Source organism: Variovorax sp. GW823-FHT04F07, from assembly GCF_058795995.1.
The window spans coordinates 243,104-270,018 of the sequence record NZ_JBXAIG010000001.1; the positions used below are offsets into that span (position 1 = coordinate 243,104).

At 67.3% G+C, this 26,915-nt stretch carries 21 protein-coding genes; 11 read left to right on the top strand and 10 right to left on the bottom strand.

Annotation, left to right across the window (positions count from 1 at the left end; all coding sequences use genetic code 11):
* Positions 1-101: 101 nt before the first annotated feature.
* The 3 genes from AC1RAA_RS01150 to AC1RAA_RS01160 are packed head-to-tail and all read left to right on the top strand — an operon-like array spanning position 102 to position 3,195.
* On the top strand, positions 102-812 hold the full coding sequence (locus tag AC1RAA_RS01150; RefSeq protein ID WP_492726022.1) for a phosphatase PAP2 family protein: 711 nt from the start codon (positions 102-104) through the stop codon (positions 810-812).
* Positions 799-1,374, top strand: coding sequence for a phosphatase PAP2 family protein (locus tag AC1RAA_RS01155; protein WP_139705214.1), 576 nt, complete (start codon positions 799-801; stop codon positions 1,372-1,374). Before AC1RAA_RS01150 ends, AC1RAA_RS01155 begins: the two co-directional genes overlap by 14 nt.
* A gap of 57 nt (positions 1,375-1,431) precedes the next feature.
* Entirely contained in the window at positions 1,432-3,195 is a 1,764-nt protein-coding gene (locus tag AC1RAA_RS01160; protein WP_369647493.1) for a phosphoethanolamine transferase, read from the top strand.
* An 18-nt stretch (positions 3,196-3,213) separates the two neighbouring features.
* Here the strand turns inward: AC1RAA_RS01160 and AC1RAA_RS01165 are convergent, their stop codons facing one another.
* From AC1RAA_RS01165 to eat, 4 genes are read right to left on the bottom strand one after another with little or no spacing between them, the layout of a single operon-like run.
* On the bottom strand, positions 3,214-3,795 hold the full coding sequence (locus AC1RAA_RS01165; RefSeq protein ID WP_062474448.1) for a peroxidase-related enzyme: 582 nt from the start codon (positions 3,793-3,795) through the stop codon (positions 3,214-3,216).
* Entirely contained in the window at positions 3,792-4,607 is an 816-nt protein-coding gene (eutC, locus tag AC1RAA_RS01170) for an ethanolamine ammonia-lyase subunit EutC (RefSeq protein ID WP_492726025.1), read from the bottom strand. Before eutC ends, AC1RAA_RS01165 begins: the two co-directional genes overlap by 4 nt.
* Positions 4,604-5,998, bottom strand: a complete 1,395-nt coding sequence (locus AC1RAA_RS01175; RefSeq protein WP_492726026.1) for an ethanolamine ammonia-lyase subunit EutB — start codon at positions 5,996-5,998, stop codon at positions 4,604-4,606. Before AC1RAA_RS01175 ends, eutC begins: the two co-directional genes overlap by 4 nt.
* A gap of 8 nt (positions 5,999-6,006) precedes the next feature.
* Positions 6,007-7,413 (bottom strand): ethanolamine permease, encoded by a 1,407-nt coding sequence (eat, locus tag AC1RAA_RS01180; protein ID WP_492726028.1) that lies wholly within the window; start codon positions 7,411-7,413, stop codon positions 6,007-6,009.
* 136 nt (positions 7,414-7,549) lie between these two features.
* Here eat and AC1RAA_RS01185 point away from each other — a divergent pair, with 136 nt between their 5' ends.
* The 5 genes from AC1RAA_RS01185 (at position 7,550) to AC1RAA_RS01205 (ending at position 14,264) form a co-directional block, all read left to right on the top strand.
* Positions 7,550-7,963: an FKBP-type peptidyl-prolyl cis-trans isomerase gene (locus AC1RAA_RS01185; RefSeq protein WP_062474455.1), complete on the top strand. Its 414-nt coding sequence runs from the start codon at positions 7,550-7,552 to the stop codon at positions 7,961-7,963.
* A 170-nt stretch (positions 7,964-8,133) separates the two neighbouring features.
* Positions 8,134-10,839: a type VI secretion system Vgr family protein gene (locus tag AC1RAA_RS01190; RefSeq protein WP_492726030.1), complete on the top strand. Its 2,706-nt coding sequence runs from the start codon at positions 8,134-8,136 to the stop codon at positions 10,837-10,839.
* A gap of 85 nt (positions 10,840-10,924) precedes the next feature.
* A complete protein-coding gene (locus AC1RAA_RS01195) occupies positions 10,925-12,550 on the top strand; it encodes an esterase/lipase family protein (protein ID WP_492726032.1) in 1,626 nt (541 codons plus the stop codon).
* A 34-nt stretch (positions 12,551-12,584) separates the two neighbouring features.
* Entirely contained in the window at positions 12,585-13,700 is a 1,116-nt protein-coding gene (locus AC1RAA_RS01200; RefSeq protein WP_492726034.1) for a T6SS immunity protein Tli4 family protein, read from the top strand.
* 69 nt (positions 13,701-13,769) lie between these two features.
* Positions 13,770-14,264: a pentapeptide repeat-containing protein gene (locus AC1RAA_RS01205; RefSeq protein ID WP_492726035.1), complete on the top strand. Its 495-nt coding sequence runs from the start codon at positions 13,770-13,772 to the stop codon at positions 14,262-14,264.
* A gap of 25 nt (positions 14,265-14,289) precedes the next feature.
* Here AC1RAA_RS01205 and AC1RAA_RS01210 read toward each other — a convergent pair whose 3' ends face one another.
* On the bottom strand, positions 14,290-15,888 hold the full coding sequence (locus AC1RAA_RS01210; protein ID WP_492726037.1) for an OpgD/OpgG family glucan biosynthesis protein: 1,599 nt from the start codon (positions 15,886-15,888) through the stop codon (positions 14,290-14,292).
* A gap of 239 nt (positions 15,889-16,127) precedes the next feature.
* Here AC1RAA_RS01210 and AC1RAA_RS01215 point away from each other — a divergent pair, with 239 nt between their 5' ends.
* A complete protein-coding gene (locus AC1RAA_RS01215; RefSeq protein ID WP_492726039.1) occupies positions 16,128-16,880 on the top strand; it encodes an alpha/beta fold hydrolase in 753 nt (250 codons plus the stop codon).
* 1 nt (position 16,881) lies between these two features.
* Here AC1RAA_RS01215 and AC1RAA_RS01220 read toward each other — a convergent pair whose 3' ends face one another.
* From AC1RAA_RS01220 to AC1RAA_RS01230, 3 genes are all read right to left on the bottom strand, one after another.
* Positions 16,882-17,916, bottom strand: coding sequence for an RNA methyltransferase (locus tag AC1RAA_RS01220; protein WP_492726041.1), 1,035 nt, complete (start codon positions 17,914-17,916; stop codon positions 16,882-16,884).
* Between the two features lie 154 nt (positions 17,917-18,070).
* Complete coding sequence (locus AC1RAA_RS01225) at positions 18,071-21,199, bottom strand: hypothetical protein (RefSeq protein WP_492726043.1); 3,129 nt, start codon at positions 21,197-21,199, stop codon at positions 18,071-18,073.
* 220 nt (positions 21,200-21,419) lie between these two features.
* Positions 21,420-21,806: a DUF4259 domain-containing protein gene (locus AC1RAA_RS01230; protein ID WP_492726045.1), complete on the bottom strand. Its 387-nt coding sequence runs from the start codon at positions 21,804-21,806 to the stop codon at positions 21,420-21,422.
* A gap of 330 nt (positions 21,807-22,136) precedes the next feature.
* Here AC1RAA_RS01230 and AC1RAA_RS01235 point away from each other — a divergent pair, with 330 nt between their 5' ends.
* Positions 22,137-23,138, top strand: coding sequence for a hypothetical protein (locus tag AC1RAA_RS01235; protein ID WP_492726047.1), 1,002 nt, complete (start codon positions 22,137-22,139; stop codon positions 23,136-23,138).
* Between the two features lie 40 nt (positions 23,139-23,178).
* Positions 23,179-23,979: a DUF1266 domain-containing protein gene (locus AC1RAA_RS01240; protein ID WP_492726049.1), complete on the top strand. Its 801-nt coding sequence runs from the start codon at positions 23,179-23,181 to the stop codon at positions 23,977-23,979.
* A gap of 7 nt (positions 23,980-23,986) precedes the next feature.
* Here the strand turns inward: AC1RAA_RS01240 and AC1RAA_RS01245 are convergent, their stop codons facing one another.
* Together AC1RAA_RS01245 and AC1RAA_RS01250 are read right to left on the bottom strand one after the other, a co-directional pair.
* Positions 23,987-24,817, bottom strand: a complete 831-nt coding sequence (locus AC1RAA_RS01245; protein ID WP_492726053.1) for a class I SAM-dependent methyltransferase — start codon at positions 24,815-24,817, stop codon at positions 23,987-23,989.
* 56 nt (positions 24,818-24,873) lie between these two features.
* A complete protein-coding gene (locus AC1RAA_RS01250) occupies positions 24,874-26,769 on the bottom strand; it encodes a sigma-54-dependent Fis family transcriptional regulator (RefSeq protein ID WP_492726055.1) in 1,896 nt (631 codons plus the stop codon).
* Positions 26,770-26,915 lie beyond the last annotated feature (146 nt).

Sequence of the window (26,915 nt, forward strand, 5' to 3'; positions counted from 1 at the left end):
CCCTCTGGCGATCGCGTCAGGAATCGTTCAGGTCGCTTCAGACTGGGTTCATCCCGCGTGCGTAGGCTCGCGCCAGTCTGTTCCGAGGCCTGTTTTTCTTCATGACCCGTCGTACCCCGCATCTCCGTCTCGGAGCCCTGACCTTGCTTGCCCTGGCCCTGCTGATGATCTGGGACGCCCTTGGCGGCGACCTGCCGCTGGCTCGCCTGGCCGGCACGCCGATGGGCTTTCCCTGGCGCGAGAACCCCTTCCTGGTCCACGTGATGCACGAGGGCGCGAGAAACCTCAGCTGGCTGCTGGTGATCGGCCTGTTCGCCGCCATCCGCTGGCCCGTGGGCGTGCTGCGGCGCCTGGGCACGGGCGCCCGCGTGCAGCTGGCGCTGACGGTGCTGGCCTCGGTGCTGGCCGTGAGCCTGATCAAACACCTGAGCGACACCAGCTGCCCCTGGGACCTGAAGGAGTTCGGCGGCGTGGCGCGCTATGTGTCGCACTGGGCCTGGGGCCAGGACGACGGCGGGCCGGGCGGCTGCTTCCCGGCCGGCCATGCCTCGGCCGCCTTTGCCTACCTTGGCGGGTATTTCGTGCTGCGGCATGTGGCGCCGCGTGGCGCCATCGTGTGGCTGTGCGTGGCGCTGGTCGCCGGCTTCGTGCTCGGCGTGGCGCAGCAGATGCGCGGCGCGCACTACATGAGCCACACGCTGTGGACCGCCTGGGTCTGCTGGACGGTCGGCTTCCTCATCGAACTGGTGGCGACGCGCCGCCGTACTTCCCCTCCCATCGAGCGCACCGCGCCCCTGCATGCAAGCCCTTGATTTCGCCCTGTTCAGCTGGCTCAACGCCTCGGCCTCCGCGCCGGCGTGGAGCCTGCGCTTCGCGATGTTCGCGTCCGACGTGCTGCCGGCGCTGCTGGCGCTGTCCATCGCGGCCGCCGCGGCCTTCGACCGCCGCTGGCGCCACGCCTTCTTCACCGCACTGGTCAGCGTGCTCGTCGTGTGGCTGGTGGTGAACGTGTTCCGCTCGGTGCTGCCGTTCCCGCGGCCCGCGTTTTACGGCCTGGGCATCCAGTGGGTGCCGCAGGGCGCGCGCCCGGGCTTCCCCAGCCTGCATGCGGCCGGCACGTTTGCCGCCGCCTTCTCGCTGTGGTGCCTGCCCTGGCGCACGCCGATGCGGCTGGCCCTGGTGGCGGCGGTGGTGGTGGCCTGGAGCCGGCTGTACCTGGGCCTGCATTTCCCGACCGACGTGACGGCCGCCGCGATCCTGGCGGCGCTGGTCTCGATCGTGGTGGAGCGCGGCATCAGCCGCCCCGCCGGCCGCGCGGTGTCGCGCAGCCCGCGCCTGCGGCTGCTGCGCCGTGCGCGCATCGGCCGAGCCTGAATGCGCTCTGAATGAACTGTTCAGGCTCTCTTCAGGCACGCTGCCTACATTGGCGGCATGTCTGTTTCGCGTCTCGACTCCGCGCTGCTGGCGCGTGCTCCCAGCCGATCTGAATCCCGCCCCGCGCCGCTGTCGGATGCGGGCGCCGCCGGTACTTTCTGGCAACGCATCGACCGTTGGATTTCGCAGCCCCGCTCGACGCGGCAGGTGATCGTCTGGCTCAGCCTGTACCTCGGCCTCACCGCCAACTGGCCGCTGCTGAACGACCTGGCCCGCCTGGGCGGCGCGCCCAGCACCTACATGCCGACCATCGCCGCGCTGGGCATGCTCACCTTCTGCGGCACCGTCGCGATGCTGTCGCTCACGGCCTGGTCGCGCTGGATGAAGCCGCTGTGGCTGCTCGTGGTCGTGATCGCCGCGGTGGCGCAGCACTACATGCTCCAGTACCGCGTGGTGATGGACCCGAGCATGATCGCGAACGCGTTCCAGACCGACCCCAACGAAGCGCGCGACCTGTTGAGCGGGCGCATGGCCTTCAACGTGCTCGTGGTCGTGCTGCCGGCGGCCTGGGCGATCTGGCGCGTGCGCATCGTGCCGATGGGGCTGCTGTCGCACGTCTGGCGCAACGCGCTGCTGCTGGTGCTGGCCGCCGTCGTGGCGGTGGTCACGGCCGTGGCCATGAACCGGCAGCTCGCGCCGCTGATGCGCAACAACGTGCACCTGCGCTACATGATGAACCCGATCGCCAGCCTGTACTCGGCCGGCGCCGTGGTGCTCAAGCCGATGTTCAAGCGCAGCAGCAAGCTGATCCCGATCACCGCAGGCACGGCGCTGGGCGCGAGCTACGCAGCGCAGAAGCGCCCGCCGCTGTTCGTGGTGGTGGTGGGAGAGACCGCGCGTTCCGATCACTTCGGCCTGAACGGCTACGCCCGCGATACCACGCCCGAGCTGGCGAAGCGCAACGTGCTGAGCTACCGCGAGGTGCGCTCGTGCGGCACCAACACGCTGGCCTCGGTGCCCTGCATGTTCTCGCCCTTGGGCAAGAGCGGCTACGAGTCGCGCAAGGACGAATACGAAAACCTCATGGACGTGCTGCAGGCCTCGGGCCTGGCCGTGTTCTGGCTCGACAACCAGGCCGGCTGCAAGGGCGTGTGCGCGCGCATCCCGAACGCCTCGGCGTTCGACGGGCTCGATGCGGCCACCAAGAAGGCCCTGTGCGACGGCGAGGAGTGCCTCGACAACGTGATGCTCAAGGGCCTCGATGAACGCATCGCCGCGCTGCCCGCCGAGCGGCGCGCCAAGGGTGTCGTGCTCGTCATGCATCAGATGGGCAGCCACGGCCCCGCCTACTACAAGCGCTCGGCGCCCGAACTGAAGCGCTTCACGCCCGAGTGCAAGACCAACGCGCTGGCCGAGTGCGCGCATGCCGAGCTGATGAACGTCTACGACAACTCGATCGCCCAGACCGACCACTTCCTCGGCCAGACCATCGACTGGCTCCAGACCCAATCCAAGCAGTACGACACGGCGCTGCTGTACATGAGCGACCACGGCGAGTCGCTGGGCGAGTACGGCCTGTTCCTGCACGGCGTGCCCTACAGCTTCGCGCCCGATGCGCAAAAGCATGTGCCCATGGTCACCTGGTTCGGCGACGGCATGAGCGAGCGCCGCAAGCTCTCGCGCTCGTGCATGGAGGCGGGCCTGGACGCGCCGCTCACGCACGACAACCTCTATCACACGGTGCTGGGCCTGATGGACGTGACCACGCCCACCTACAAGCCCGCGCTCGATGCGCTGGCCTCGTGCCGCGGCAAGGCTTGAGCCCGTTACCGAAGCTTCCTACTTCTTCTCGCGCGGCAGCCGACCCATCAGGAAGAACTCCGGGTTCGGCTGCATGCCGCTGAAGCTGGCCAGGCGGTTGCTCAGGCCGAAGAAGGCGGTGATGGCCGCGATGTCCCAGATGTCCTCGTCGTCGAAGCCGTGCGCGTGCAACGGCCCGAAGTCGCGGTCGTCGATCTCGTGCGAGCGTTCGCAGACCTTCATCGCGAAGTCGAGCATCGCGCGCTGGCGCTGCGTGATGTCGGCCTTGCGGTAGTTCACCGCCACCTGGTCGGCCACCAGCGGTTTCTTCTCGTAGATGCGCAGCAGCGCGCCGTGCGCCACCACGCAGTACAGGCATTGGTTGACCGCGCTGGTGGCGGTGACGATCATCTCGCGGTCGCCCTTGGTGAGCGAGCCTTCTTCCTTGAGCATCAGCGCGTCGTGGTACGCGAAGAAGGCCCGCCACTCGGCGGGGCGGCGCGCAAGGCCGAGGAACACGTTGGGCACGAAGCCGGCCTTTTCCTGCACGGCAAGGATCGCGGTGCGGATGTCGTCGGGCAGGTCTTTCAGTTCGGCGAGGGGGTAGCGAGGGGCGTTCATCTGCTTGTCTCCTGGGGATCGGTCCCGGGATCATAGGCAACGGCGTCCGGGCTTGCAGCCAGCACCGCCAGGTCACTCTCGTCCTTGAGCCCCACACCGCTCAACCCCCGGCGCAGCGACTCGCGCACCAGCCACGCAAGCTTGAAGGCGGCCTGCGCGTACGACAGCCCCTCGGGTCGCACGTTCGAGATGCAGTTGCGTTCGGCGTCGTGCCGGCCGCGGCGGGGCGAGTGGGTCAGGTAGATGCCGAGGCTGTCGGGCGAACTCAGGCCCGGGCGTTCGCCGATGAGCATGACCGACAGCGCCGCGCCGACCGCTTCGCCCAGTTCATCGGCCAGCGCCACGCGCGCCTGCGTGGCGATGAACACGGGCGACAGGCGCGTGCCGGGTGGCAGCTGCGGGCGCAGCGCGGCGAGCAGCGGCACGGCGTGGCGGGCGACGGCGAGGGAGGAGAGACCATCGCCGATCACGAGGCAGACGTCGCACCCGCCCACGGGTCGGCCGTCGCGCAGGCGCGCGGCGTCTTCGGCATCGAGCTGGCGGCCCAAGTCGGGGCGGCGCAGGTAGGTGGTGCGGTCGGGCGCGCGGCTGCGCACGCGATTCACGTCCCACTGGTTCGCGCGCAGTGCGGCATCGAGTGCGTCGACATCGAGCGCTGCATGGATCGCGTCGCGCGCCATCGCGTGGGCCCAGCCGAAGCGCAGCGTTTCGTCGGTGGGCATGCCGGCGCCCGCGCGGCCGAGTGCGAGCCGTGCGGGCGTGGCAGCGCGCCATTGCGCCCAGGGGTTGGGGGTGACGGGCGAATCGTTCATGGCGCCAGCGCGGACAGCCCGCCCATGTCGCTCAGCAGCCGGTTGGCCGTGGGCGGTGCGAGCCGCCCGGCGGTGTCGGTGATCTGCATGCGTTGCAGCCAGGCCTCGAACTCGGGCGCGCGCTTCAGGCCCAGCGTCTCGCGCAGGAAGAGGGCGTCGTGGAACGAGGTGCTCTGGTAGTTGAGCATCACGTCGTCCGCGCCCGGGATGCCCATGATGAAGTTGATGCCCGCCGTGCCCAGCAGCACGAGCAGCGTGTCCATGTCGTCCTGGTCGGCTTCGGCGTGGTTGGTGTAGCAGATGTCGCAGCCGATCGGCAGGCCCATCAGCTTGCCGCTGAAGTGGTCTTCGAGCCCGGCGCGGATGATCTGCTTGCCGTCGTACAGGTACTCGGGGCCGATGAAGCCGACCACGGTATTGATGAGCAGCGGCTGGTAACGCCGTGCGAGTGCATAGGCGCGCACCTCGCAGGTCTGCTGGTCGACGTCGGAATGGGCGTTGGCGGAGAGCGCGCTGCCCTGGCCGGTCTCGAAGTACATGAGGTTGTTGCCGACGGTGCCACGCGCGAGCGACTGCGCCGCGGCGTGGGCCTCGTCGAGCAAAGCGGGCGTCACGCCGAACGAGAGGTTCGCTTTCTCGGTGCCCGCGATCGACTGGAACACGAGGTCGACCGGCGCGCCGGCCTCCGCGAGCTTCAGCGTGTTGGTCACGTGCGTGAGCACGCAGCTTTGCGTGGGGATCTCGAAACGCTGGATCACCTCGTTCAGCATGTGCAGCAGGCGCCCGAGCACCGGCAGGCTGTCGGAGACGGGGTTGATGCCGATCACCGCGTCGCCCGCGCCGTAGAGCAGGCCGTCGAGCGTGGACGCGGCCACGCCGCGCAGGTCGTCGGTGGGGTGGTTGGGCTGCAGGCGCACGGCCAGGTGGCCGGGCAGGCCGATGGTGTCGCGAAAGCGCGTGACGACGTGGCACTTCTTCGCGACCGCGACCAGGTCCTGGTTGCGCATGAGCTTGGACACGGCCGCCACCATCTCGGGCGTGAGGCCCGGTGCCAGCGCGGCGAGTGCCTCTGTGGTGGCCTGTTCCGACAGCAGCCAGTTGCGGAAGTCGCCGACCGTGAGGTGCGCGACCGGCGCGAAGGCCTGCGCGTCGTGCGTGTCGATGATGAGCCGCGTGATGTTGTCCTGCTCGTAGGGAATCAGCGCCTCGGTGAGGAACTGCTTCAGCGGCGTGTCGGCCAGCACGTGGCGCGCTGCCATGCGCTGCTGCGCGGTCGCCGCGCCAAGGCCCGCGAGGTAGTCGCCCGAGCGCGCGGGGCTGGCGCAGGCGAGCACCTGTCGCAGATCGTCGAAGGCGAAGCCCTGGCCGGCAATGGTGGTGCGGTAGCGCATCTTTTTTATCAGGGCGTGGAAGACAGCATCGCGTCAGGCGCGGCGGCATCGCGCTGCGCCGAGGTGAGCAGGAAGTAGCCGTAGGCGGACGCCATCAGCACGAGGAACAGCACCGTGAGCATCGGGTTGAACCAGACCATCGCGCCCAGGCACACCAGCCCGAGCCCGAGCGCGACGGCCGGGAACACGGGGTAGAAGGGCGCGCGGTAGGTTCGCAGCAGGTCGGGCTCGGTGCGCCGCAGCTTGAACAGGGCGGCCATCGAGATCAGGTACATCACGATCGCGCCGAGCACGGCCATGGTGACGATGTTGGCCGTGAGTGTCTGGCCGCCGAACTGCACCCACTCGTCGCTGAAGATGGCGGCGATGCCGACCACGCCGCCGGCCAGTAGCGCGCGGTGCGGCGTGTCGAAGCGCGGGCTCAGGCCGGCGAAGTAGGCGGGCAGGTAGCCGGCGCGCGCGAGCGCGAAGATCTGGCGCGAGTAGCCCATGAGGATGCCGTGGAACGAGGCGACCAGGCCGAACAGGCCGATCCACACCAGCATGTGCAGCCAGCCGCTGTTGGCCCCCACCACCGCCTTCATGGCCTGCGGCAGCGGGTCGTTGATGTTCGCGAGCTGGCGCCAGTCGCCCACGCCGCCCGCGAAGATCATCACGCCGAAGGCCAGCAGCACCAGCGTGACGATGCCGGTGGTGTAGGCCAGCGGAATGGTGCGGTGCGGATCGCGCGCCTCTTCCGCCGCCATGGCCGCGCCCTCGATGGCCAGGAAGAACCAGATCGCGAACGGGATCGACGCGAAGATGCCCGACACCGCCGCGCCGTTCAGCACATTGCCGCCGGCCCATCCGTGGGCCACGAAGTTCGCCATCGACCAGCCTGGTGCGACCACGCCCATGAACACCAGCAACTCGAAGATCGCGAGCACCGTGACGAACAACTCGAACGCCGCCGCGATGCCGATGCCGATCCAGTTCAGCCCGATGAAGACCACGTAGGCCCCGACCGCGAACCACTTCGGATTGATGCCCGGAAACTGTACGTTGAGGTAGGCGCCGATTGCAAGCGCGATGGCCGGCGGCGCGAAGACGAATTCGATCAGCGTCGCGAAGCCCGCCACGAAACCGCCGCGTGGCCCGAAGGCGCGCCGCGCATAGGCGAAGGGGCCGCCCGCGTGCGGGATGGCGGTCGAGAGCTCGGTGAAACTGAAGATGAAGGTGGTGTACATCGTCGCCACCAGCACCGTGGCGACCAGGAAGCCGAGCGTGCCGGCCGTGTTCCAGCCGTAGCTCCAACCAAAGTACTCACCCGAAATGACGAGGCCGACCGCGATGCCCCACAACTGGACGGGACCGAGGACTTTTTTGAGATGACCGGTGCCGGCGACGGGGGCCGGCGGAGCGTCGTTGGAGCGCATGGGGGCTTCCTCTCTGGGCGGATGGTGACAGTGCACCCCTCCCAAAGCAAGGGCCGTTCCATCGGATACATCGGCGTACAGGCGGCTTCACGGGGGCTGTCCATAATCGGCAGCTTTTCAACCACCGAGGTGTTTCGTGAAGTCATTTTTCTGTGCCGCGCTCGTGTCCGTCCTTGCCATTCCCGCAGCCTTTGCGCAGTCCGCGGCAGTCACCACGCCCAGCGGCCTGATCTACCAGTCGCTCAAGGAAGGCACCGGCGCATCGCCCGCCGCCACCGACGTGGTCAAGGTGCACTACCGCGGCACCTTCCCCGACAGCGGCAAGGAGTTCGACAGCTCGTACAAGCGCGGCGAACCCACCGAGTTCCCGCTCAACGGCGTGATCCCGTGCTGGACCGAAGGCGTGCAGAAGATGAAGCCGGGCGGCAAGGCCAAGCTGACCTGCCCGGCGTCGATTGCTTACGGTGCGCGCGGTGCGGGCAACGGCCTGATTCCGCCGAATGCGACGCTGAATTTCGAAGTCGAGCTGGTGTCGGTCACGAAGCGATAGCGGCCGGGGCCGGTCAGGACCGGCCTGGGCAATGAGCGGTGCGTGCAGTCCGTCACGCTGCTCGCTTCGCAATAGTTGCCCGATTCTTTCCTCTCGTTTTTGTGCGCATGGGCCTCCCACAATCCGCGGCCCGACTCCTGATCCACAGGAGCGGCTTCAGGGAGGAACACATGTCCGCATTCCGTGCTGCGCCAACGCGCACGCTCGACATCAACAGCACCGCCATTCCGGTGTTTCTGGGGCGTCCGGCGCTCGAGCCGGTTCGCCTGTCGGGACGCGAAGGCGTCAACAGCCTGTTCGAGTACGAGCTTCTTCTCAAGACCCCCGACGCCCTGAACCTTGGTGCGAGCGAGGCGGCCGATTTCGATCTCGACAGCTTCATCGGCCGCGAGGTCTCGTGCAACATCCAGCTCGACGGGGCGGGGCAATTCATTGCCGGCGCCGTCGGTGCATCGGTCGACCACATCGGGGCGGGCGTGCGCCAGATCAACGCACTGATCTCGGACGCCCAGGTCTGGGGCGAAGAAGGCCGCCATGTGCAATACAAGCTCACACTGCGCCCGTGGTTGCACCTGGCCACCCTGTCCGTCGATTGCAAGATCTACCAGGACAAGACCGTTGTCCAGATCCTGGATGAACTCCTTGCCGACTACGACTTCCCCGTCGACAAACGCCTGATCGAAGCCTACCCGCCGCGCGATTTCCAGACCCAGTACAACGAGAGTGACTTCGACTTCTTCAGCCGCCTGTGCCAGGAGTGGGGCATCAGCTACCTCTTCGAGCACAGCGCCGACAAGCACCGCCTTGTGCTCATCGACAACATGGGCGCGTACAAGAAGAACGACAGCGCCGCGTACCAGGAGGTCGAGTACCACGCGCCGGGCTGGAAGGCGGACGCCGAATACATCCACAGTTTCGGACCCCACAACCAGTTGACCAGCGGCAGGTACGCCAGCCGCGACTACGACTACACGCGCCCGAAGGCTGACCTGAGCATCGGCCGCAACGAGCCAAGGGCGACCGGTCAGGCGGACGGCGAGGTGTACCAATGGCATGAGGGCGGCGCGGGCGGCAGCCACTACGTGCAACCTCGCGCCGGCACGGCTGGTGCTAACGAACCGCAAGAGGAGGGCCGCCAGCTGGCGCTCCTGCGCATGCAAGCCCTGCGCACCCACGGCGCCCGGGCACAGGCCAGCGGAAATCTGCGCGGCATGGTGCCCGGCTGCTCCTTTCAATTGGTCAAGCATCCGCGCCAGAAGGCCAATGCCGAGTACCTGATCCTGGAGACCCGCTTCCTGATCGAAGACGTCGCACAGGACAGCCAGGTCCCCGATGCCACGTCTGGGCGGAGACAGCATTGGAAGGTGGAAGTCGACTTCACGGCACACCCGATGGTCGAGCCGCTACGCCCAGCGCTCACGCAACCCAAGCCGTTTACCCGCGGCCCCCAGTCCGCACTGGTCGTCGGCCCTGCCGGGCAGAACATCTGGACCGACGACCTTGGGCGTATCAAGGTGCAGTTCCCATGGGACCGCATCGGGACAAGGGACCAGCACAGCACCTGCTGGATACGCGTCAGCTCGCCCTGGGCGGGCAACCAACTGGGCGGCATCCAGCTCCCGCGCATCGGCCAGGAGGTGATCGTCGACTTCCTGGGCGGTGACCCCGATCTGCCGATCTGTACCGGGCGGGCTTACAACCAGGCGAACCTGCCGCCGTGGGCCTTGCCCGGTCAGCAGGCCCTCTCAGGATTCAGGAGCCGGGAGCTGACCGAGGAAGGCGGCAACAGCGCAGCCGGACGCAGCAACCACCTGGCGCTGGACGACACGGCTGGGAAGATACAGGCGCAGCTCAAGAGCGATCATCAGCATAGCCAACTGAGCCTTGGGTACATCACCCGCATCGAAGACAACGCCGGACGCAAGGACCCGAGGGGAGAGGGTTTTGAGCTCCGCTCAGACGGATGGGGTGCCCTGCGTACACACAAAGGCTTGCTCCTATCTACGGACGGTCGCTCGCGGGCAGTGGGCGGCATCCTGGAGCGAGATGAACTGGTGAGTTGCCTCAAGCAAGCGCTGGCTCTGGCCGAAGACCTGGGCAAGGCTGCTGTCGACTGTCAAGGAGCTATTCGCGAAACCACACCGCAGGAAGATTTAAGTCAAGCTGTCGATGCTCTTGGTCATGGCGCCAGCGGTGAAGACGGTGTCAAGGGACCTGCGTCGGGCGGGCAACCTGTGCTCGCGATCAGTGGTGCCGCCGGTATTGCCAGCGCAACGCCCAAGGATCACACCCAGTACGCAGGCCAGAACATCGATGCCGTGGCGAGCCGCAACCAGCAACACTATGCAGGGCGCTCCATCCTGCACAGTGCCGGCAAGGACATTGAGCAATTCGCTGTTGCTGGCGATATCCGCGCTATCGCCAATCAGGGTAGGGTGATTCATCAGGCGCAACACAACGGCATTGAAGTCACAGCCCAGAAGGACGTCACGGTTACTTCCACGGAGGAAGGCGTTGTCGTGCGAGGCCAAAAATGCATCCTGCTCGTGGCCGGCGACGGAACTTATCTTCGGTTGGGTGACGGCCAAGCCGTTTTCGGCATGAAAGGGCAGTTCATTGTCAAGACGGCCAGTTTGGTCTTGCAAGGCCCGAGCACATTGTCGATGGACCTTCCTCATTTTTCCAATACAGCCTTCAACGAATCCTTCGTAGTCACTGACCAGGCAGGTGAACTGGTTCCCAAGATGAAATTCCGCTTAACGCACACGGACGGTGGCGTCGTCGAAGGCGTGACGGGTGCTGACGCGAAGATCCCCTTGCAAAAGGGCATTGGTCCCGACAGCGTGAAGCTTGAGCTGCTGGGTCTTCAGAACTGATCTCTCAACCATTGCTGGAGTTCTCATGACAACATCTCCTCCGCCCGCACGTGTTGCACTGCCAATGCCTCAACCCGATGGCAGCATGCAATACACATGGAATCTTACTGACTCCAAAAAGACAGACTCGGTTCATCTTCGCGTCGGTATTTCCAACACCTTGCCCATCATCTTTGTGCCTGGGGTAATGGGGAGCAATCTGCGATCAAGGGACAAGAAGTTGAATGTGTGGCGCCTCAACGCGTTCTTCGGTCAGCCGGCGAGACTTGCATTTCAAAAACTTGGACAAACGCCCGGTGATCGGCAGAAGTCGCTCCATCCCGACCGTACCGAAGTCGATCCCGATGGCAATGTGCCGACCAAGTCAGTGGGTTCTGTCTTTTCCGATGACGCAGAGGAACTCGCTGGAAAATACCGTGCGCGGGGCTGGGGCGAGGTCGGTGAAAGCAGCTACGGAAGCTTTCTGGTACTGCTTGAAGACACTCTCAACGGGCATCGCGTGGGGAAGCCGAAAACCGATGTCGAAGTCAAAATTGCGGCGCTGATGGCATTGCGCGCCGAAGACACCTCCAATCAATCTTGGCGTCCGGAGAAGGACCTGGTGCCCAGTACGCCCGACGATTTCAAGAATCTGCGGAAATGGTATTTCCCCGTGTATGCCTGCGGCTACAACTGGCTGGACGACAACGGGAATGCGGCCAAGCTGCTGAAGCAGCGTATCAATCAAGTCATTGCGGAAAACAACAATGCGAATTCGCGCTGCGAGCAGGTCATCCTGGTGACGCACAGCATGGGCGGCTTGGTGGCGCGTGCGTGCCAGCAACTGGAGGGTATGGAACTGAGCATCGCCGGTATCGTGCACGGTGTGATGCCTGCCGATGGGGCTCCTGTTGCCTACCGCCGATGCAAGCTAGGAATGCAGGAGGAGAACGGAGCTGCCGCGGTTGTCATCGGAAGGACTGGCCAGGATGTGACTGCCGTCTTCGCGCAGGCTCCTGGTGCGCTTCAACTGCTGCCGACACAACGCTATCAGCGTGGCTGGCTGCAGGTGCTCGGGCCCGATGGAAAGACAGTGCAGAAGGCAATGCACGAGTCCGACCCTTACGCGGAAATTTACAAGCGACGCGACCGTTGGTGGGGGTTGGTCAAGGAGGAGTGGCTTAAGCCGAGTGGTGGAACTCCGATCTTGTGGAGCGACTATTTGAAATTCATCACATTGGCGGAAATGTTCCATGCACAGGTGGTCACCCCTGTCATCTACCACCCCAACACGTATGCCTTTTACGGCGCCGACGACCGAGGTACGACTCGAAGTTTCGAGGGCATTGTGTGGCAAATGACACGCGGCAGGGCTGGCGAAATGTCAACACTCGACGAGGCTTTTGGCATGACGCCGCAGCAAGTGTTTCTGGATGGTACTAATCCAGAGTATGTGGGATGGGAACAAACCGTCACGGCTGAACCTCAAGCTGGAGTTGGCGTTGAAGAGACGAGTCAGTGGGAGTTGCGCGTGGGTCTCGCGGAGGCCAGCGGCGACGGCACTGTGCCTGCGCTGTCAGGTCGCAGCCCGGTTGGTTCCACCAAAGTGCGTCAGGTGTTCCGGCTGAGTGGCATTGAACACGAGCCGGCGTATGGCGACAAGAGCCCAATCGCGCGGCAGGTCACTTTCTACGCCATCAGCAAGATCGCGCTGGAAGCGCGCGTGCCGTAGGGCGTGAAGCAGAAGACCAAGAATCGATTCAACGATGAGTCACCGTTACCCCGCCCGACCTCGACGCCGCTGGGTCTGGATTGCGCTTGCGTTGTTGCTCACGCTTTTTGCGGCCGCATCACGGCTCGGCGCGCTGCCCTTCATCTACGCCCCTGCTTATACGCCGAAGACCATGACCACTATTGCATCTCAACGCACGACTCACTGTATTGGCCGCTATCTGATCACCCTGCCAACGGACTTTGAATTGATCACCGGAGGATGGGGTGACATTGAGCTCTACTACGGATTGGACGCAAACTTCCAGCGTGTCTACGCCACTGTGAAGCCGGAACTCCATGACTACGAGAGCTTCTGGAAAGAGGTCAACAGGCGTCAGTCTGAATTGAAGGGAGCCACGAACGCGGCGACCAATGGCTCGGTGCTTTTGCTTGCCGAGCAACTCGGAAAACTTTCGGCACTGCTGCGACGTTTGGGCGATGAGAACTACGGCTTATCAATCAAGACCGAATTACACGTGCTGGTTGGGCAGCGCTATGTAATCTTGGAGCAGGAGTCCTACAGCAAAGACGAAAAAAGCATCAGCTACAAGAATTCCGATCCGGCTCCTGCAGAAGCCCGTCTGAAGATGATCGCTTCCAAGCTTTTACCCTACCGGACTGCGGAGCGCGCCAAACCAGGCTTCTGCATGCAAGAAGTGCTGTTTGACGTAGGGCAGGACGACGAGACTGCCATCTTTAGTTTCCGCGCGAAGAGTCTCCCGGATATCGAGATTGACGTGAGTTATCACGCCGTTACCGGTCAACCGCGCGAGGGAATTTTGGCGAGAAGAAAAGGTGAATTCAGAATTTACCCCGAGTTTCTTTCCATCATCGCCACAGCGCGCGAAGGCCTAGGAAAGCTGGGTGGAGCGCCGGCAGAAGAGTCGCTGATAAAAACGACGCGCCCTGTAACGCAACACAATTTTCGAATCGAGCGTCGCGACACGGAGCGTCGCACGCTCGACCGTCCATTCTTCGGCATCGCGCTGACCACAGGCAATGAGTATGGGCAAAGCGGCAAGCGCCATGGTGAAGATAACGCCAGCTTGTCCGATGCGCAGGTGCTGAGTCTTTGGGACGAGATTGTCGCGTCCGTGCACAAGCGGTAGCCATCGGCGCTGCGCTCGACAGGCCATCTACGGATTTTTATTGACGGCAACCCCAATCAAAAAGATTTCATGAGTTCTCTCCAAATCATCCAGGACCACGACAAATGGCGAAAGGGCGCCGGCGGTGCCCCGGCCGGTCTCGCCGACCAAAGCGATGGCAATGCCTACGCTGGCCTCGACCTCAACTTGGTCACCTTCTCGTCGAGCACCTTCAGTGGCAGCAGCTTCACTGCGACCACTTTTCAAGACGCCGTCTGGACCGCATGCCAGTTCAGCGGTTGCTCTTTCAGCCAGTGTGACATGCAGCGCATCGCGATCAGCGGATGCACCTTCGTGGACTGCACTTTCAGTGCGGCGCAGCTCAAGGCCAGCACGCTCAGTGATTGCACCTTCACCCGGTGCAACTGGACTGAACTGAACTTCGATGCGAGCCATTGGTCAGGTCTGAAGTTGCTCGAGTGCAGAGGCACGCAAGTGAGTGCGACCAACCTGCAGGGCGAGCAGGTCGACTTCACGGGCAGTCAGTTCGAAAACATGCAGCTGACCAACGCGCGCATTAACTGAGGCTGCAGGATGCAGCTGCTCCCACTCACCCCGGCTGGTACTGGTACAGCCAGGTCTCCGTCAACGTCTGATCCCCGTTCTTCAGATACAGCCGCATGTCGACCGGCTCCGTGCCCTCGGGCGTGAAGTCGAACTGCGCGCGCCAGTGGCCCGGCACGCCATTCGGCACGGCTTCGGCGAAGACGTAGGAGAACTTGCCGCGCGGCGCGGTGAGCACCAGTTCGGGTTTCACGCCGAAGGGCACGGTGGTGAGTGGCTGCCCGATGAACTCCACCATGAACTTGCGCACGCCCTGCGGCCGTGGCTGGCCGGGCTGGCCGCCGCGGCCGATGCGGGTGGCGACGCAGCGTGCGAGCGGTGACGGAAAGGGCTCCTGGTCGGTCCAGTGCAGCCGGTATTGCAGGCTGTAGCTCGCGCCGGCTTTTGCATCGGCCTTGGGCACCCAGAAGGCGACGGTGTTGTCGTGGATCTCGTCGTCGGTCGGAATCTCGATGAGTTGCACCGAGCCTTCGCCCCAGTCGCCCAGCGGTTCGATCCACAGGCTCGGGCGCTTCTCGTAGTTGACGCCGTCCTGGTAGTGATCGAAGTTGCGGTCGCGCTGCAGCAGGCCGAAGCCGCGCGGCCTTGTGTCGGCGAACGCGGAGGCGCGGGTCTGTGTGGGGTTGTTGAGTGGGCGCCAGATGCGCTCGCCCGCGCCGTTCCAGATCGCGAGGCCGTCGGAGTCGTGCACCTCGGGGCGCCAGTCGATGGCGGTGGGCTTGATGGTTTCCGAGTACCAGTACATCGACGTGAGCGGCACCAGGCCCAGGCGCGACACGTCGCGGCGCAGAAACACGCGCGCGTCGATGTCCATGATGACGGCCTTGCCGCGCTGCATGACGAACTTGAACACGCCCGTGACGCTCGGCCCCTCGAGCAGCGCATAGACGGTCATCGAGGTGGTGTTGCCCGCAGCGGGTGTCTCGAAATAGAAGCGCGTGAAGTTCGGGAACTCCTCGGGCTTGTCGGGCACCGCGACGTCGAGCGCGATGCCGCGCGCCGACAGGCCGTATTGGTAGAGCTCGCCGATGGCGCGGAAGTACGAGGCGCCGAGAAAGGCGACCCAGTCGTTCTTCTGCCAGTCGAGCTTGCCCTGGTCGCCCAGGCGGCTTTCCTGCAGGCGAAAGCCCGCGAAGCCGGCGCCTTCGGGCAATGAGCGTGCGGGGCTGTCGGCGGGCATCGAGAAGTAGGTGGGGCTGTAGAGCACCTCGCGCGCAAAGCTGTCGCCGCCGGCGGTCTCCAGCACGTGCATGCGCACCGGGGTCTGGAAGAAACGGCCGAGGTGGAAGAAGGTGACCGGAAAGGCGCCGGGCCCGTCGCGGAAGAGGGCGTTGGCGGGGTCGAAGCGGATCTTGCCGTGCGCGTCGTAGTCGATGCGCTCCAGCACCTGCGGCGCCAGCGGCGCGGCGGCGGTGTAGGGGCGGGCTGCGAGGCGCTTGGCCTGCGCGACGAGCGCATCGAAGGAGAAGGGCGCCGGCTGGCTCAGTTGCAGGCCGTTGGCGGCCAGCGCCTCTTCGGGCAGTCCCAGGGCGGCGAGTGCGGCGGCGGCACTGCCGGCGGCGAGGAAGGATCGGCGATCAAGCATGGGTTCTTGAGGGGCGGCGAAAGCCTTTGGAGGAGAAGGGAAAAGAGAAGCGTCGGGGAGACGGGGGAAAAACAACGCCAAGCATGCCCCGGACCACAGGGTACGGCGCGTCAGCCATTCCGCGCAAACGGGGCCGGACAAGGCCCCGCGCTGTCTTGCGGCAGCGGGTGCCGATCGGGCCCTTTTCGGGGCGTCGCCGGGTATTCTCGCGCCATCGAAAGTGCCAGGAGACAAAGGACATGTACACGGAACAAGGCGGCGAAGGCGCGGACCTGCTGGTGCTGCTGCATGGCATGGGCGCGACAGGCGCGGTGTGGGCGCCGCTGTGCGCGCAGGCCGGTGCGCGCTGGCGCGGTCGCTGGCTTGCGCTCGACCTGCCCGGGCACGGCGCATCGGACCGGCAGGCCTCCTACGCCATCGGCCAGCACGCCGCCACCGTGGCGCGTGCGGTGCTGCCGCATCTGCAGCCTGAAGGCCGGCTCGTGGTGCTCGGCCATTCGCTGGGCGGGGTGATCGGCCTAGCGCTCGCGACGGGATGGTTCGGCGTTGCGCCGCACGCGGTGTTCGCGGCGGGCATCAAGGTCGCATGGAGCGATGAAGAGGTCCGCCGCATGGAGACGCTGGCGACGCAGCCCGCCAAGCGTTTCGCGACGGAAGAGGAGGCGCGAGACCGCTACCTGAAGGTCTCCGGCCTGGCGGCGATCGCCGACGCGACAGCGCCCGTCGTGGCGCGCGGCGTGACGAAAGAGGACGAGGGATGGCGCCTCGCCATGGACCCGCGCGCCAATGCCGTGGGTAAGCCGCGGCTGTCCGAACTCGTCGGACTGGCGCGCTGCCCGATTCACCTCGGCCAGGGCCGCCACGATGCGCTGGTCACCCTCGAGCAGACCCGTTCCCTCGACCCCGACGCCCGCGACCTGGGCCCGCACGGCCACAACGTGATGGTCGAGGCGCCCGGCGCGTTGTGGGACTGGATGGCCTCGCTCAGCTGAGTCAGTCGTCGGCGCGGCGGATCGGCACCGTCACCCGCACCTCGGCCGCGCGTGCCCGCAGCTGGCCGCAGCCGCCGTCGACATCCTGGCCGGCGGAGTAGCGCAGCTTCGTGAGGATGCCGCGTTCGTGCAGCGTGCGGGCCATCTGCTCGCAGCGCTCGCGCGACGGGCGGCCGAAGGCCACGCCCTCCACCGTGTTGAACGGGATCATGTTCAGCACGCCGTACTTGCCCGACAGCAGACGCACGATGCCCTCGACTTCCTCGGGCCCGTCGTTCACGCCTTCGAGCAGCGTCCACTGGTACTGGATGGGGTAGCCGGTGGTGCGGGCGTAGTGCTCGCCCGCGTCGATGAGGGCTTCGGGCGTCAGGTTCGGCGCGCGCGGCAGGAGCTTCTTGCGCAGCTCGGCATTGGTCGTGTGCAGCGAGAGCGCCAGTGCGGGCCGCACGCGCGCCTGCAGCAGTCGCTCGAACACGCGCGGATCGCCCACGGTGGAGAACACCAGGTTCTTGTGGCCGATGTTGCCGACCGTGCCGAGCAGCTCGATGGCCTCGATCACGTTGTCCAGGTTGTGCGCCGGTTCACCCATGCCCATGAACACCACCTTGCGCACCGGCCGGCGCAGGCGCGCGAGGGCAACCTGCGCAACGATCTCGGCGCTTTCGACCTGGCGCAGCAGGCCGTCGCGACCTGTCATGCAGAACTGGCACCCGACGGCGCAGCCGACCTGCGACGAGACGCACAGGCCGTCGCGCGGCAGCAGCACGCTTTCGACGGTCTGGCCGTCGGCCAGCGCAACGAGCAGCCGTTCGGAGCCGTCGGCGCCGGGATGAACCGCATGGATGCGCGCCAGGCCCGCCAGTTCGGCTTCGATGGCCGGCAGAGCCTCCATCAGCGACGACGGGAAGAAGGTGGCCGGCAGGCGCCTGCCGCTGTTGCGCGGCAGCGCATGCGACCACAGCCGCAGGATGCGCTGCTCGTGGCTGGGGCCGGCCCCGGCCTCGCGGAGTCGTCGTTTCAGTTCGTGGATTCGCATGCGCGGCGTGGGGCAGAGGGGCTCTGGTCTCGGGAGCGCCGATTGTGCACGGCAGACGTGCGAAGGCGCAGCGCGCCGGAAGCGGTGCGCTGCGCCTTCGTGTGCGCGAATTGGAACAAAGGGGAGGGCCGTTGCCGGCCTCTCCCGCCTTCGGTCAGCCCAGCAGGCCGTGCAGGATGTTCGTCACGGGCGCCAGCGCGGAGCCTGTGCCGCTGTGGTCGAGCAGGCTGGTGATCGGGGCCACGACCTCACACACCAGCGGCGTGACCGCGTGCTCGACGGTGTTCACCACCTCGGCGACCACCGGGGCAACTGCCGAGCTGGCGCCGGCCAGGATGTCGGCCGCAGGCACCGCGGCGCCGGATGCGGCCTGCGTGGCCCCGGCCGCGACCGGTGCTACGGCATCGCTTGCATGGCCGAGCACCGACGACACCGGCTCCAGGATGTCCGCGACGGGGCTCTTGCCTCCGAGCAGGCCGCCGAGCAGGCTGCCCACGAGGCCGTGTTCACCGACGATGCCGCCGAGCAAGCCGCCTTCGCCGCCGCCGAGGACGCCGCCCAGCACCCCGTCTTCACCGAGAACACCGCCGAGCAAGCCACCGTCGCCGCCGAGGACACCGCCCAGGAGACCGTCGTCACCGAGCACGCCGCCAAGCAGACCGCCGTCACCGCCGAGGACTCCACCCAGGAGGCCGTCGTCACCCAACACGCCGCCGAGCAGACCGCCGTCACCGCCGAGGACGCCGCCCAGGAGACCGTCGTCGCCGAGCACGCCGCCGAGCAGACCACCGTCGCCACCGAGGACACCGCCCAGCAAGCCGTCGTCGCCCAGCAATCCACCGAGCAGACCACCGTCGCCGCCGAGGACACCGCCCAGCAAGCCGTCATCACCCAGCACGCCGCCAAGCAATCCGCCGTCGCCGCCGCCGAGCAGGCTGCCCAGAAGGCCTTCGTCACCCAGCAAGCCGCCGAGCAGGCCTCCTTCGCCGCCGAGGACGCCACCCAGCAAACCATCGTCACCGAGCACACCGCCGAGCAGACCACCGTCGCCGCCGAGGACGCCGCCCAGAAGACCGTCGTCGCCGAGCAAGCCACCCAGCAGGCCGCCGTCACCGCCGAGCAGTCCGCCCAACAAGCCGTCGTCACCCAGCACACCGCCGAGCAGGCCGCCGCCGTCGCCACCAAGGACGCCATTCAACAGGCCGCCGACCGGGCCTTCGGCACCGAGGATGCCGTCGTCGCCCAGCACACCGCCCAGCAGGCCGTCGTCACCGAGGACGCCACCCAGGAGCCCGTCATCGCCCACCAGGCCGCTGAGCAAGCCGTCTTCGCCGCCGAGCAGGCCGGCCAGCGGGGTCGCGTTCAGCAGGGAGCCGACCGCGCCGTCGGGACCGAGCAGGCTGTCCACGAGTCCGTCGCCACCGAGCAGTCCGCCGGTGAGGCCTTCGCTGCCGAGCAGGCCGGACAGGGCGCCGTCGCCGCCGAGCACGCCGCCCAGGATGCCTTCGTCGCCGAGGAGGCCGTTGACCAGGCCGTCGTCGCCCAGCACGCCGCCAAGCAGGCCGCCCTCGCCGCCGAGGACGCCACCCAGCAGGCCATCGTCACCCAGGACGCCCCCGAGCAAGCCGCCTTCGCCACCGAGGACACCGCCCAGCAAGCCGTCGTCGCCCAGCACGCCGCCGAGCAGACCCCCATCGCCACCGAGCAAGCCGCCCAACAGGCCGTTGTCACCCAGCACGCCGCCAAGCAAGCCGCCTTCCCCGCCGAGGACACCACCCAGCAGGCCGTCATCGCCCAGCACACCGCCGAGCAGGCCTCCATCGCCACCGAGCAAGCCGCCCAACAGGCCGTCGTCACCCAGCACACCGCCCAGCAGGCCGCCTTCGCCGCCGAGCACGCCGCCCAGCAAACCACCATCGCCCAGCACGCCTCCCAGCAGCCCGTCATCGCCCAGCAACTGCCCGATCAATCCGTCTTCGCCGAGCACGCTGCCCAGCAGGCTGCCGTCACCCAGCAGCCCCTCGAGCACCTGGCCGACGACACCGTCCGTGCCGAGCAGGTCGTCCACGAGGCCGTCCAGGCCCAGCGGGGTGGTGATGCCGCCGAGCAGGCCTTCGCTGCCCAGCACGTTCTCCAGCGCATTGCCCAGCGCGTCGGTCAGGTAGTCGACCTGGCCGATCAGCGAGCCGACGAGGGCGTCGGTCAGGCCATCGCCGAGCAGGTCGTCGACCACGGGGGTCAGCACGCCGCCCACGTGAACGGCAATGTTTTCGACCGCGTTGTCCACCGGTTCGAACTCGTTGGGATCGTTGGGCTTGAACTCATCGCCGGTGACCGGCGAGAGCAGGTCGTCGACCAGGTCGGTGAGGCCGTCGGCCACGGGCATCAGCGAGGCCAGCGTGCCCGACGAGCCGGAGGCGCTGCGCACGTTGGTCGCACCGCCGCCCAGGCCGAGCGCGTTGTCGAGGGCGCCCAGCAGGTGCCCGGCGAGGCCGTCGCCCGGATCGAGCAGGTGGTCTGCGTCGGCATCGGCATCCGCGTCCGAATCGGCGTCTGCATCGGCATCAGCGTCTGCATCCGAATCCGCGTCGGCGTCCGAATCGGCATCGGCGTCTGCATCCGAGTCGGAGTCGGCGTCGGCGTCTGCATCGGCATCCGAATCGGCATCCGCGTCGCTGTCGCCGATGCCCGAGACGAACAGGGGAAAGCCGCCGCCGTCGCCGCCACCACCGCCGCTCAGCGCGGCGCCCAGGCCGATGGCGCCCAGTGCGCCGAGTGCGAATTCACCCAGGCCGATGCCGCTGCCGGCCGCGGTCTTCTTGCTCACGGCGAGCGCCGCGGCTTCCGCGTCGCTGTCGGGCGAGGTGACATCGAGGTTGCCCGCGGCCACGTCGACGTTCACCTGCTCCAGGCCGCTGGACAGCTTGGTCGAGGTGATGGTGGCGTCGGTGCCGCCCGCAAACACGCCGGCCAGCGGCGCCTTGTTGGTGGCCGAGCCGGGGAAGAGCACGTTGGCCTGGCCGCCGTCGGGCACGATCACGCGGTCGCCGGCGATGAGGGTCTGGTTGCCGTCCACCGGCATGCGAAATCCGTCGCGCATGACGACCGTGCCGGGCGTGGCGTTGGACAGGGTGCCCAGGCTGGTCGGCCCGGCGGGCGCGGCCATGGGGGCGCTCGACCCGACAGGGCCCAGGGGCGTGACGCTGGCCTGTGCAAGCACCACGGGAGCGCCGCTTTCGGCGGCGGCGGGGATCGAAGCGATCGGCGATACGGTGGTGGTCATGCGGCCTCCTCGTCAAATAAATGACTACAGAGGGCAACATGCGTGCCGCCTTTGACTTCAGCCGTCAGCGGCGGGCCGGAAACACCGTATCTCGTTGATTCGAAAAGACTTTTGTGCGGATGGCCCTGTCAGGCCCGTGGTGCAAAACGGGCAGCTGTCGCCACTCGTTACGTAACACGGCGCACGCTTTGGCCGGAACGCCGGGCGCGTTCAGCGCGGGTCAGCCGCGCAGCCGGACCTGCAGGCTCTTCAGGTTGGCGAGCCACGCGAGGTAGTCCTCGTCGTCCTCGCCCAGCTCGGCCCAGGTGTCGTGCCCGTCCGCATCGGGGTCGTCGAGGATGGCCTGCAGCGCGTCGGCGGCGGCATGGCGCAAGTCGGCCGGCGGCGCGGCCTTGCCGGCGCACCAGTCGACGGCGTCCGGGTGCACGTCGGCGCTGCCGTGTCCGGCGAGCAGTGCCAGCACTTCGGCCGCGGCGACGGTGCCTTCGGTCGACCCTGAATCCAGCGTCTCGCGGATGAAGGCGAGCGCGTCATCGGCTTCCTGCAGTTCCGCCAGCCAATCGAGTGCCTCGTCGTTGCCGAAGCCTGCTGTCGACCATGTACCCATTCGTTTGACTCCCGTGTGTGGCGTGTCGCAGTGCGGCCACGGTTTGAAGATGCGGTGATGCTAGCGGCGCGAATCTCGTGATCGCGCGGCCTCGCAGAATTCGTCAGAATGCCAAGCGACGCTTCCCAGTAGCATGGCCGCGCTCCTGACATGGGGGCGCGTGATCATCCAGTCCGTGAGCCGCCGGGGAACACTTCCCTTGGGCCGGCGTTGCGGCGGTGTCCTTCCAGGACACGCCGCGGTCACGGCCGATCTGCCGTGCATGGCCCACGGAAGCAGATGCCGGGCCGCTTACCCATTCACAACCACGGTTTCAGGGAGAGATTCAGCATGTCATTCGTTTTTTCGTCGTTCACCGATCACCTGGGCGCGTTGCCGCCCGAACGCGCGCGCCACGGCGATGCCTTACGCGCACGCGTGCAGCAACAGGTGCAGGCACCGTTGCATGCCGACCTGTCGGCCTTTTCCTTCCTGCCGGACCAGGCGGACCACCCCGACCACGAGGATGCGCCGCAGGTGTTCGCGCAGGCGGTCGAGCAGATGTACCTGCCCAGGCCGTGGCTGGGCGACGAGATTCCGCTGTTCTTCCTCGGCTACCACGCGATGAACCGGCTCAGCGGCAAGCGCACCTCGCAAGGGCTGCTGCTGACCGACCAGGCGGTGTACGTGCAGGACGACTTCACCGTGCTGTCCGCCGCACCGCCGCCGGCGCAGGGCCATGCCTTGCCGGCGCGCGCAGACGACGCACCTTCGTTCGTCTCGACGCTGCTCGCGCGCTTCAAGGCGTGGAAAGACTGGTCCGGCGTGGCCGACGCGCCCGAGCCGGTGCTGCTCAAGCGCTGCGGCGAGCTGCTGGCGCCGACGGTGGCGGCGGTGGTCGCGTACCACGTGGAAAACGGCAGCCAGCGGCAGGCGCAGCAGCGCGTCTGGACGCTGGCCGAGCTGGTGGCCGACTACGGCGCGGCCGACACCTTGCTCGACCCCGCCAACCCGAAGTTGGCCAAGAAGCTGGGCAAGGTGACGGACAAGTTCCAGATTCCCGCGGGCGAGACCTTGCAGTTCGCACTGGCCGACTTCCCGCTGTTCGGCGGCCCCTACGGCGTGGCGCTGACTGCGCAGGCGCTCTACGGCAAGGACCTGATGGAGTCGCCTCTGCGCATCGCGCTGGAGCGCGTGGAGGCGCGCGCGCTGCAGATCGGAGAGAAGGGTGACCAGCTGCTGACGGGCTCGACCCCGCCCATCGCGCTGCCCGCGCACATGAAGGAATCGCTGCGCGCACCCTTCCTCGCGTTCCTGCAGCAGGAGATCGCGCGCCTGCAATCTCGGGCCTGATTCGCCCGCGCGCCATTCAACAAGATTCGGAGGAGTTTTCATGGGGTTCAAGGACACGCTCGCGCACGCGATGCTCGACAACGACAAGCTCAAGTTCGACACCGCCGCGCCCGCGCTTTCCGCGCAGGAGCAATGGCTGGTCACGCTGAGCACGCCGCTGTCGGCCTTCAACGGCGACTGTGTGAACGCGGTGCTCACCGGCAAGGACAACGACACCCTGCGCGAAGGCATCGCGCAGGTGTGGAACGTGAGCGACCGCGCGAGCTTCGAGCAGACCGCGCGCTGGCTGACCGAGGAAGGGCAGCGCGCGAAGTACCTGCCGGCCTGGAAGGCCATCGGTGCGATCGATGCAGCGGTGCAGTCCACGCCCGGCGTGCTGCGCCTGGTCATGGACGCGTGGTTTCCCGCGTTCTTCCAGATCAAAGCGCGCGAGCACCTGGACATGCGGGCGCTGTCCGCGCAGACCGGGCACTCGAGCGCCGAGCTGAGCCGGCTGATGACCGGCAGCCAGAGCTGGGTCCAGGCCCTGCGCAAGCACTTCGGCGTGGCGCCGGACCAGCTGACGAACCTGGTGGCCTGGGACGCGGTGCGCCTGGCCAGCCTGTCGCGCTGGGCCGTGCAACTGGGCTTCATCGAACGCGCGGAGTTCGCCGACTTTGCGGGCGGCCTGGCATCGCAGGTGCGCGCGGCCTATGCCAACTGGTCGCTGGTGAGCGCCGCGTACATCGCGGCGGGCCTGATCTGGCAGTACTCCGACGCGCGCGAAGAGCACCTGCTGCGCACCAACCGCCTGCTGCTGAGCGACACGCGCAGCCCGTGGCGCAGCGTGCCTTTCGCCTGACGCAGCCCTAGTCCTTTGCCCTCAGCGCGTACACCGCATAGATCGGCACGCCCAGGAAGAACAGCACCATCGGCGCGAACAGCGTGTAGGGCCAGCCGATGCCTTCCATCACGCGGTAGGTGCCGTCCAGGTGCAGGCGCGGATGGGGCTGCGTGAGGTCTTCGTACCGGCGCAGGCCCCACTGGAACTCCGCGCCGGTCGCGCGCACCGAAGGATGCTGGCGCGCGCGGCCCACGGCCAGCCAGCACATCGCGTCGAAGGCCAGCACCGAACCCGCAGGCGCGCGTTCGCCGAAGGTGGTGAACACGGCGTTCACCTGCTCGGGCGTGAGGTACATCAGCACGCCCTCGGTGAACAGGAAGACCGGCTGCGCCTGGCGCTTGCGCGGCAGGCCGAGCTGCTCCCACCAGCCGGGCGCCGAGAGGTCGAGTTCGCGCAGGTCGTGGCGCGGATGCGTTTCGGGCAGCAGCTCGCGGCGCAGGGCCAGCACCTCGGGCAGGTCGGCGTCGGTCATGCGCGACTTGCCGTCGTCCAGCCATTGGAAGTAGTGGCTCAGGCCGCAGCCCATGTTCACGACGCGCGCGCCCGGGTGCAGCTTGAGAAAGTCCTGCGCCAGGCTGCGAAAGCGCCGCGTGCGCGCGAGGATGCCGTAGATGGTCGTGCGGTCGTCGGGCAGGGCATGGTCGTCGTCGCGGATCTGCTCGAGGATGCCGGCGGCGTAGGCGTCGCGCACGGCCATCTGCGGAAACAGCGCATCGCCCGAAGCCCGCGCGGCCAGCGGAATCCGCAAGGTGGACGGCACGGCCGAGAGCTTGCGCGCGGATTTGCCGGTGGTCATGAATGCGGGGGCAGGGCCATGCGCAAAGTCTGGCCGCTCCCGCGCGTGCGGGCAAGTCAGTCTTTGGTGTTGCCCGCGGGCGGGCGCTGGCGCGCGAGGTGGCGGTACACGGTGCTGCGGTGAACGCCGAGCCGGCGGGCCGCGCGCGCCACGTCGTGGTCGCAGGCGCGCAGGGCTTCGTCGATGGCGTGGCGCGTGATGGTCTGCAGGGGCGCGTTGGGTTGCGACAGTGTGGCTTCGCTGAAGTCAGCGAGGGGTGCGGCGTCTTGCAGGTGCGCGGGCAGCGCATCGGCCGTCACCGCATCGCCCGGGTCGGCCAGCGCCACGAGCGCACGCAGCACGCTGCGCAGCTCCCGCACGTTGCCGGGCCAGCGGTAGGTGGCCAGGCGCTCGAGCGCGTCGTTCTCCAGGCACAGGTGCTTGGCGGCGCCGCCCGATTCGAGGAACAGCCGCGCGATCAGCGCGCGCCGGTCGGCACGCTCGTGCAGCGCGGGCAGCGCGACGGTGAAGCCGGCCACGCGGTACATCAGGTCGGCGCGAAAGCGCCCGGCCTCGACCAGCGCGGGCAGGCCGGCGTGCGTGGCGCAGACCAGGTCGAAATCGACCGCCACGCCCTGACCGCCGCCCAGCGGCGTGACCACGCGGCCTTCGAGCACGCGCAGCAGGCGCGTCTGCAGCGCGAGCGGGATCTCGGCGATCTCGTCCAGAAACAGCACCCCGCCATGCGCCTCGCGGATGCGCCCCGGCATGCCCTTGCGGCGCGCGCCGGTGAAGGCGCCTTCTTCGTAACCGAACAGCTCGGCCTCGATCAGCGTCTCGGGCAACGAGGCGCAGTCGACTGCCACGAACGGGCCCGCGCTGCGGCGGCTCGCGGCGTGCAGGCGGCGCGAGAACACCTCCTTGCCGCTGCCGGTCTCGCCGTTCACCAGCACCGGCACGCCTTCGTTGAGCACGCGCACGGCGCGCGCCAGCAATGGGCGCACCACGTCGTCGTTGTCGACGGGCGCGGCGTTCGCGGCCATCACCTGCCGCGCGCCGGTGCGGCCCGTGCCGCTGTTCGCTGTGCCCGTGCGCTCCATGACCGTCGCGATCTGCCGTCCGCCCGGCAGCGTGAGCAGGCTGCGCCGGTGCTCCATGCGCGGCCACTGCGCGCCCAGGAACTCTTCGGCGTCGAGGTCGAGCAGGCCTTCCCATGTGCGGCCGAACAGGTCGAGTGCCACGCGGTTGGCCGCCACGATGCGGCCGCCCTCGATCACCATCAGGCCTTCGCGCGCGGTGCCGATCAACGCCGGCCGTGCATGGAAGCGCAGCACGTGGCCCGAGGCCTCGGCCAGCAGCATGCGGTGCTCCACTTGTTGTGCCGCCATGCGCACCAGGCCCAGGGCGTGGTGGTTCACGCGCGCGGTCTCGCCCGAGATGTCGAGCGCACCGGCCAGCTCGCCGCGTCCGCTGAAGATGGGCGCCGCCGCGCAGCCCAGCCGGCCGTTCTGCGCCAGGTAGTGCTCGCCGCCCAGCACCATCAGCGCCTCGCGCTCGGCCAGCGCGGTGCCGATGGCGTTGGTGCCGCGATGGCTCTCCGACCATTCCACGCCGGGCTGCAGCGCCACGCGCTGGGCCTTGGGCAGGAAGTCGGGGCTGCCGATCTCTTCGAGGATCAGGCCGCTCGCGTCCGACAGCGCGACGATGCAGCCGTTGCCCACCGCATGCTCGGCGAGCCCGTCGAGTTCGGGCTGCGCGCAGCTGAGCAGGCGCATCGCCTGCTCGCGGCGCTCGTTGAGCAGCGAAGGCGCCATGGGCGTCGGGTCGATGCAATGCGGATCGACCGGCCGGCTGCGCTGCCACGAGCGCGAGATGTGCGGCGCGATCCACGGGGCTGGGTCGCGGCCCTGCGCAAAGAACAGCTCGCGGGCCTGCGCGACGCTGGTCGATGGTGCGGAAGCTTCACTCGTCATGCGTGACTCCGTTGGCGGGATTGCCGGCGATTCGCCTTGTGCGACATCGTAGTCGCCGTATTCGCGCAAACATGTCGCAGATTGCGAATGGAAACCCTCTGCGCGGGCCGCGCCCCTGTGGCGCGGGGCTTGGGGATTGTCCCGAT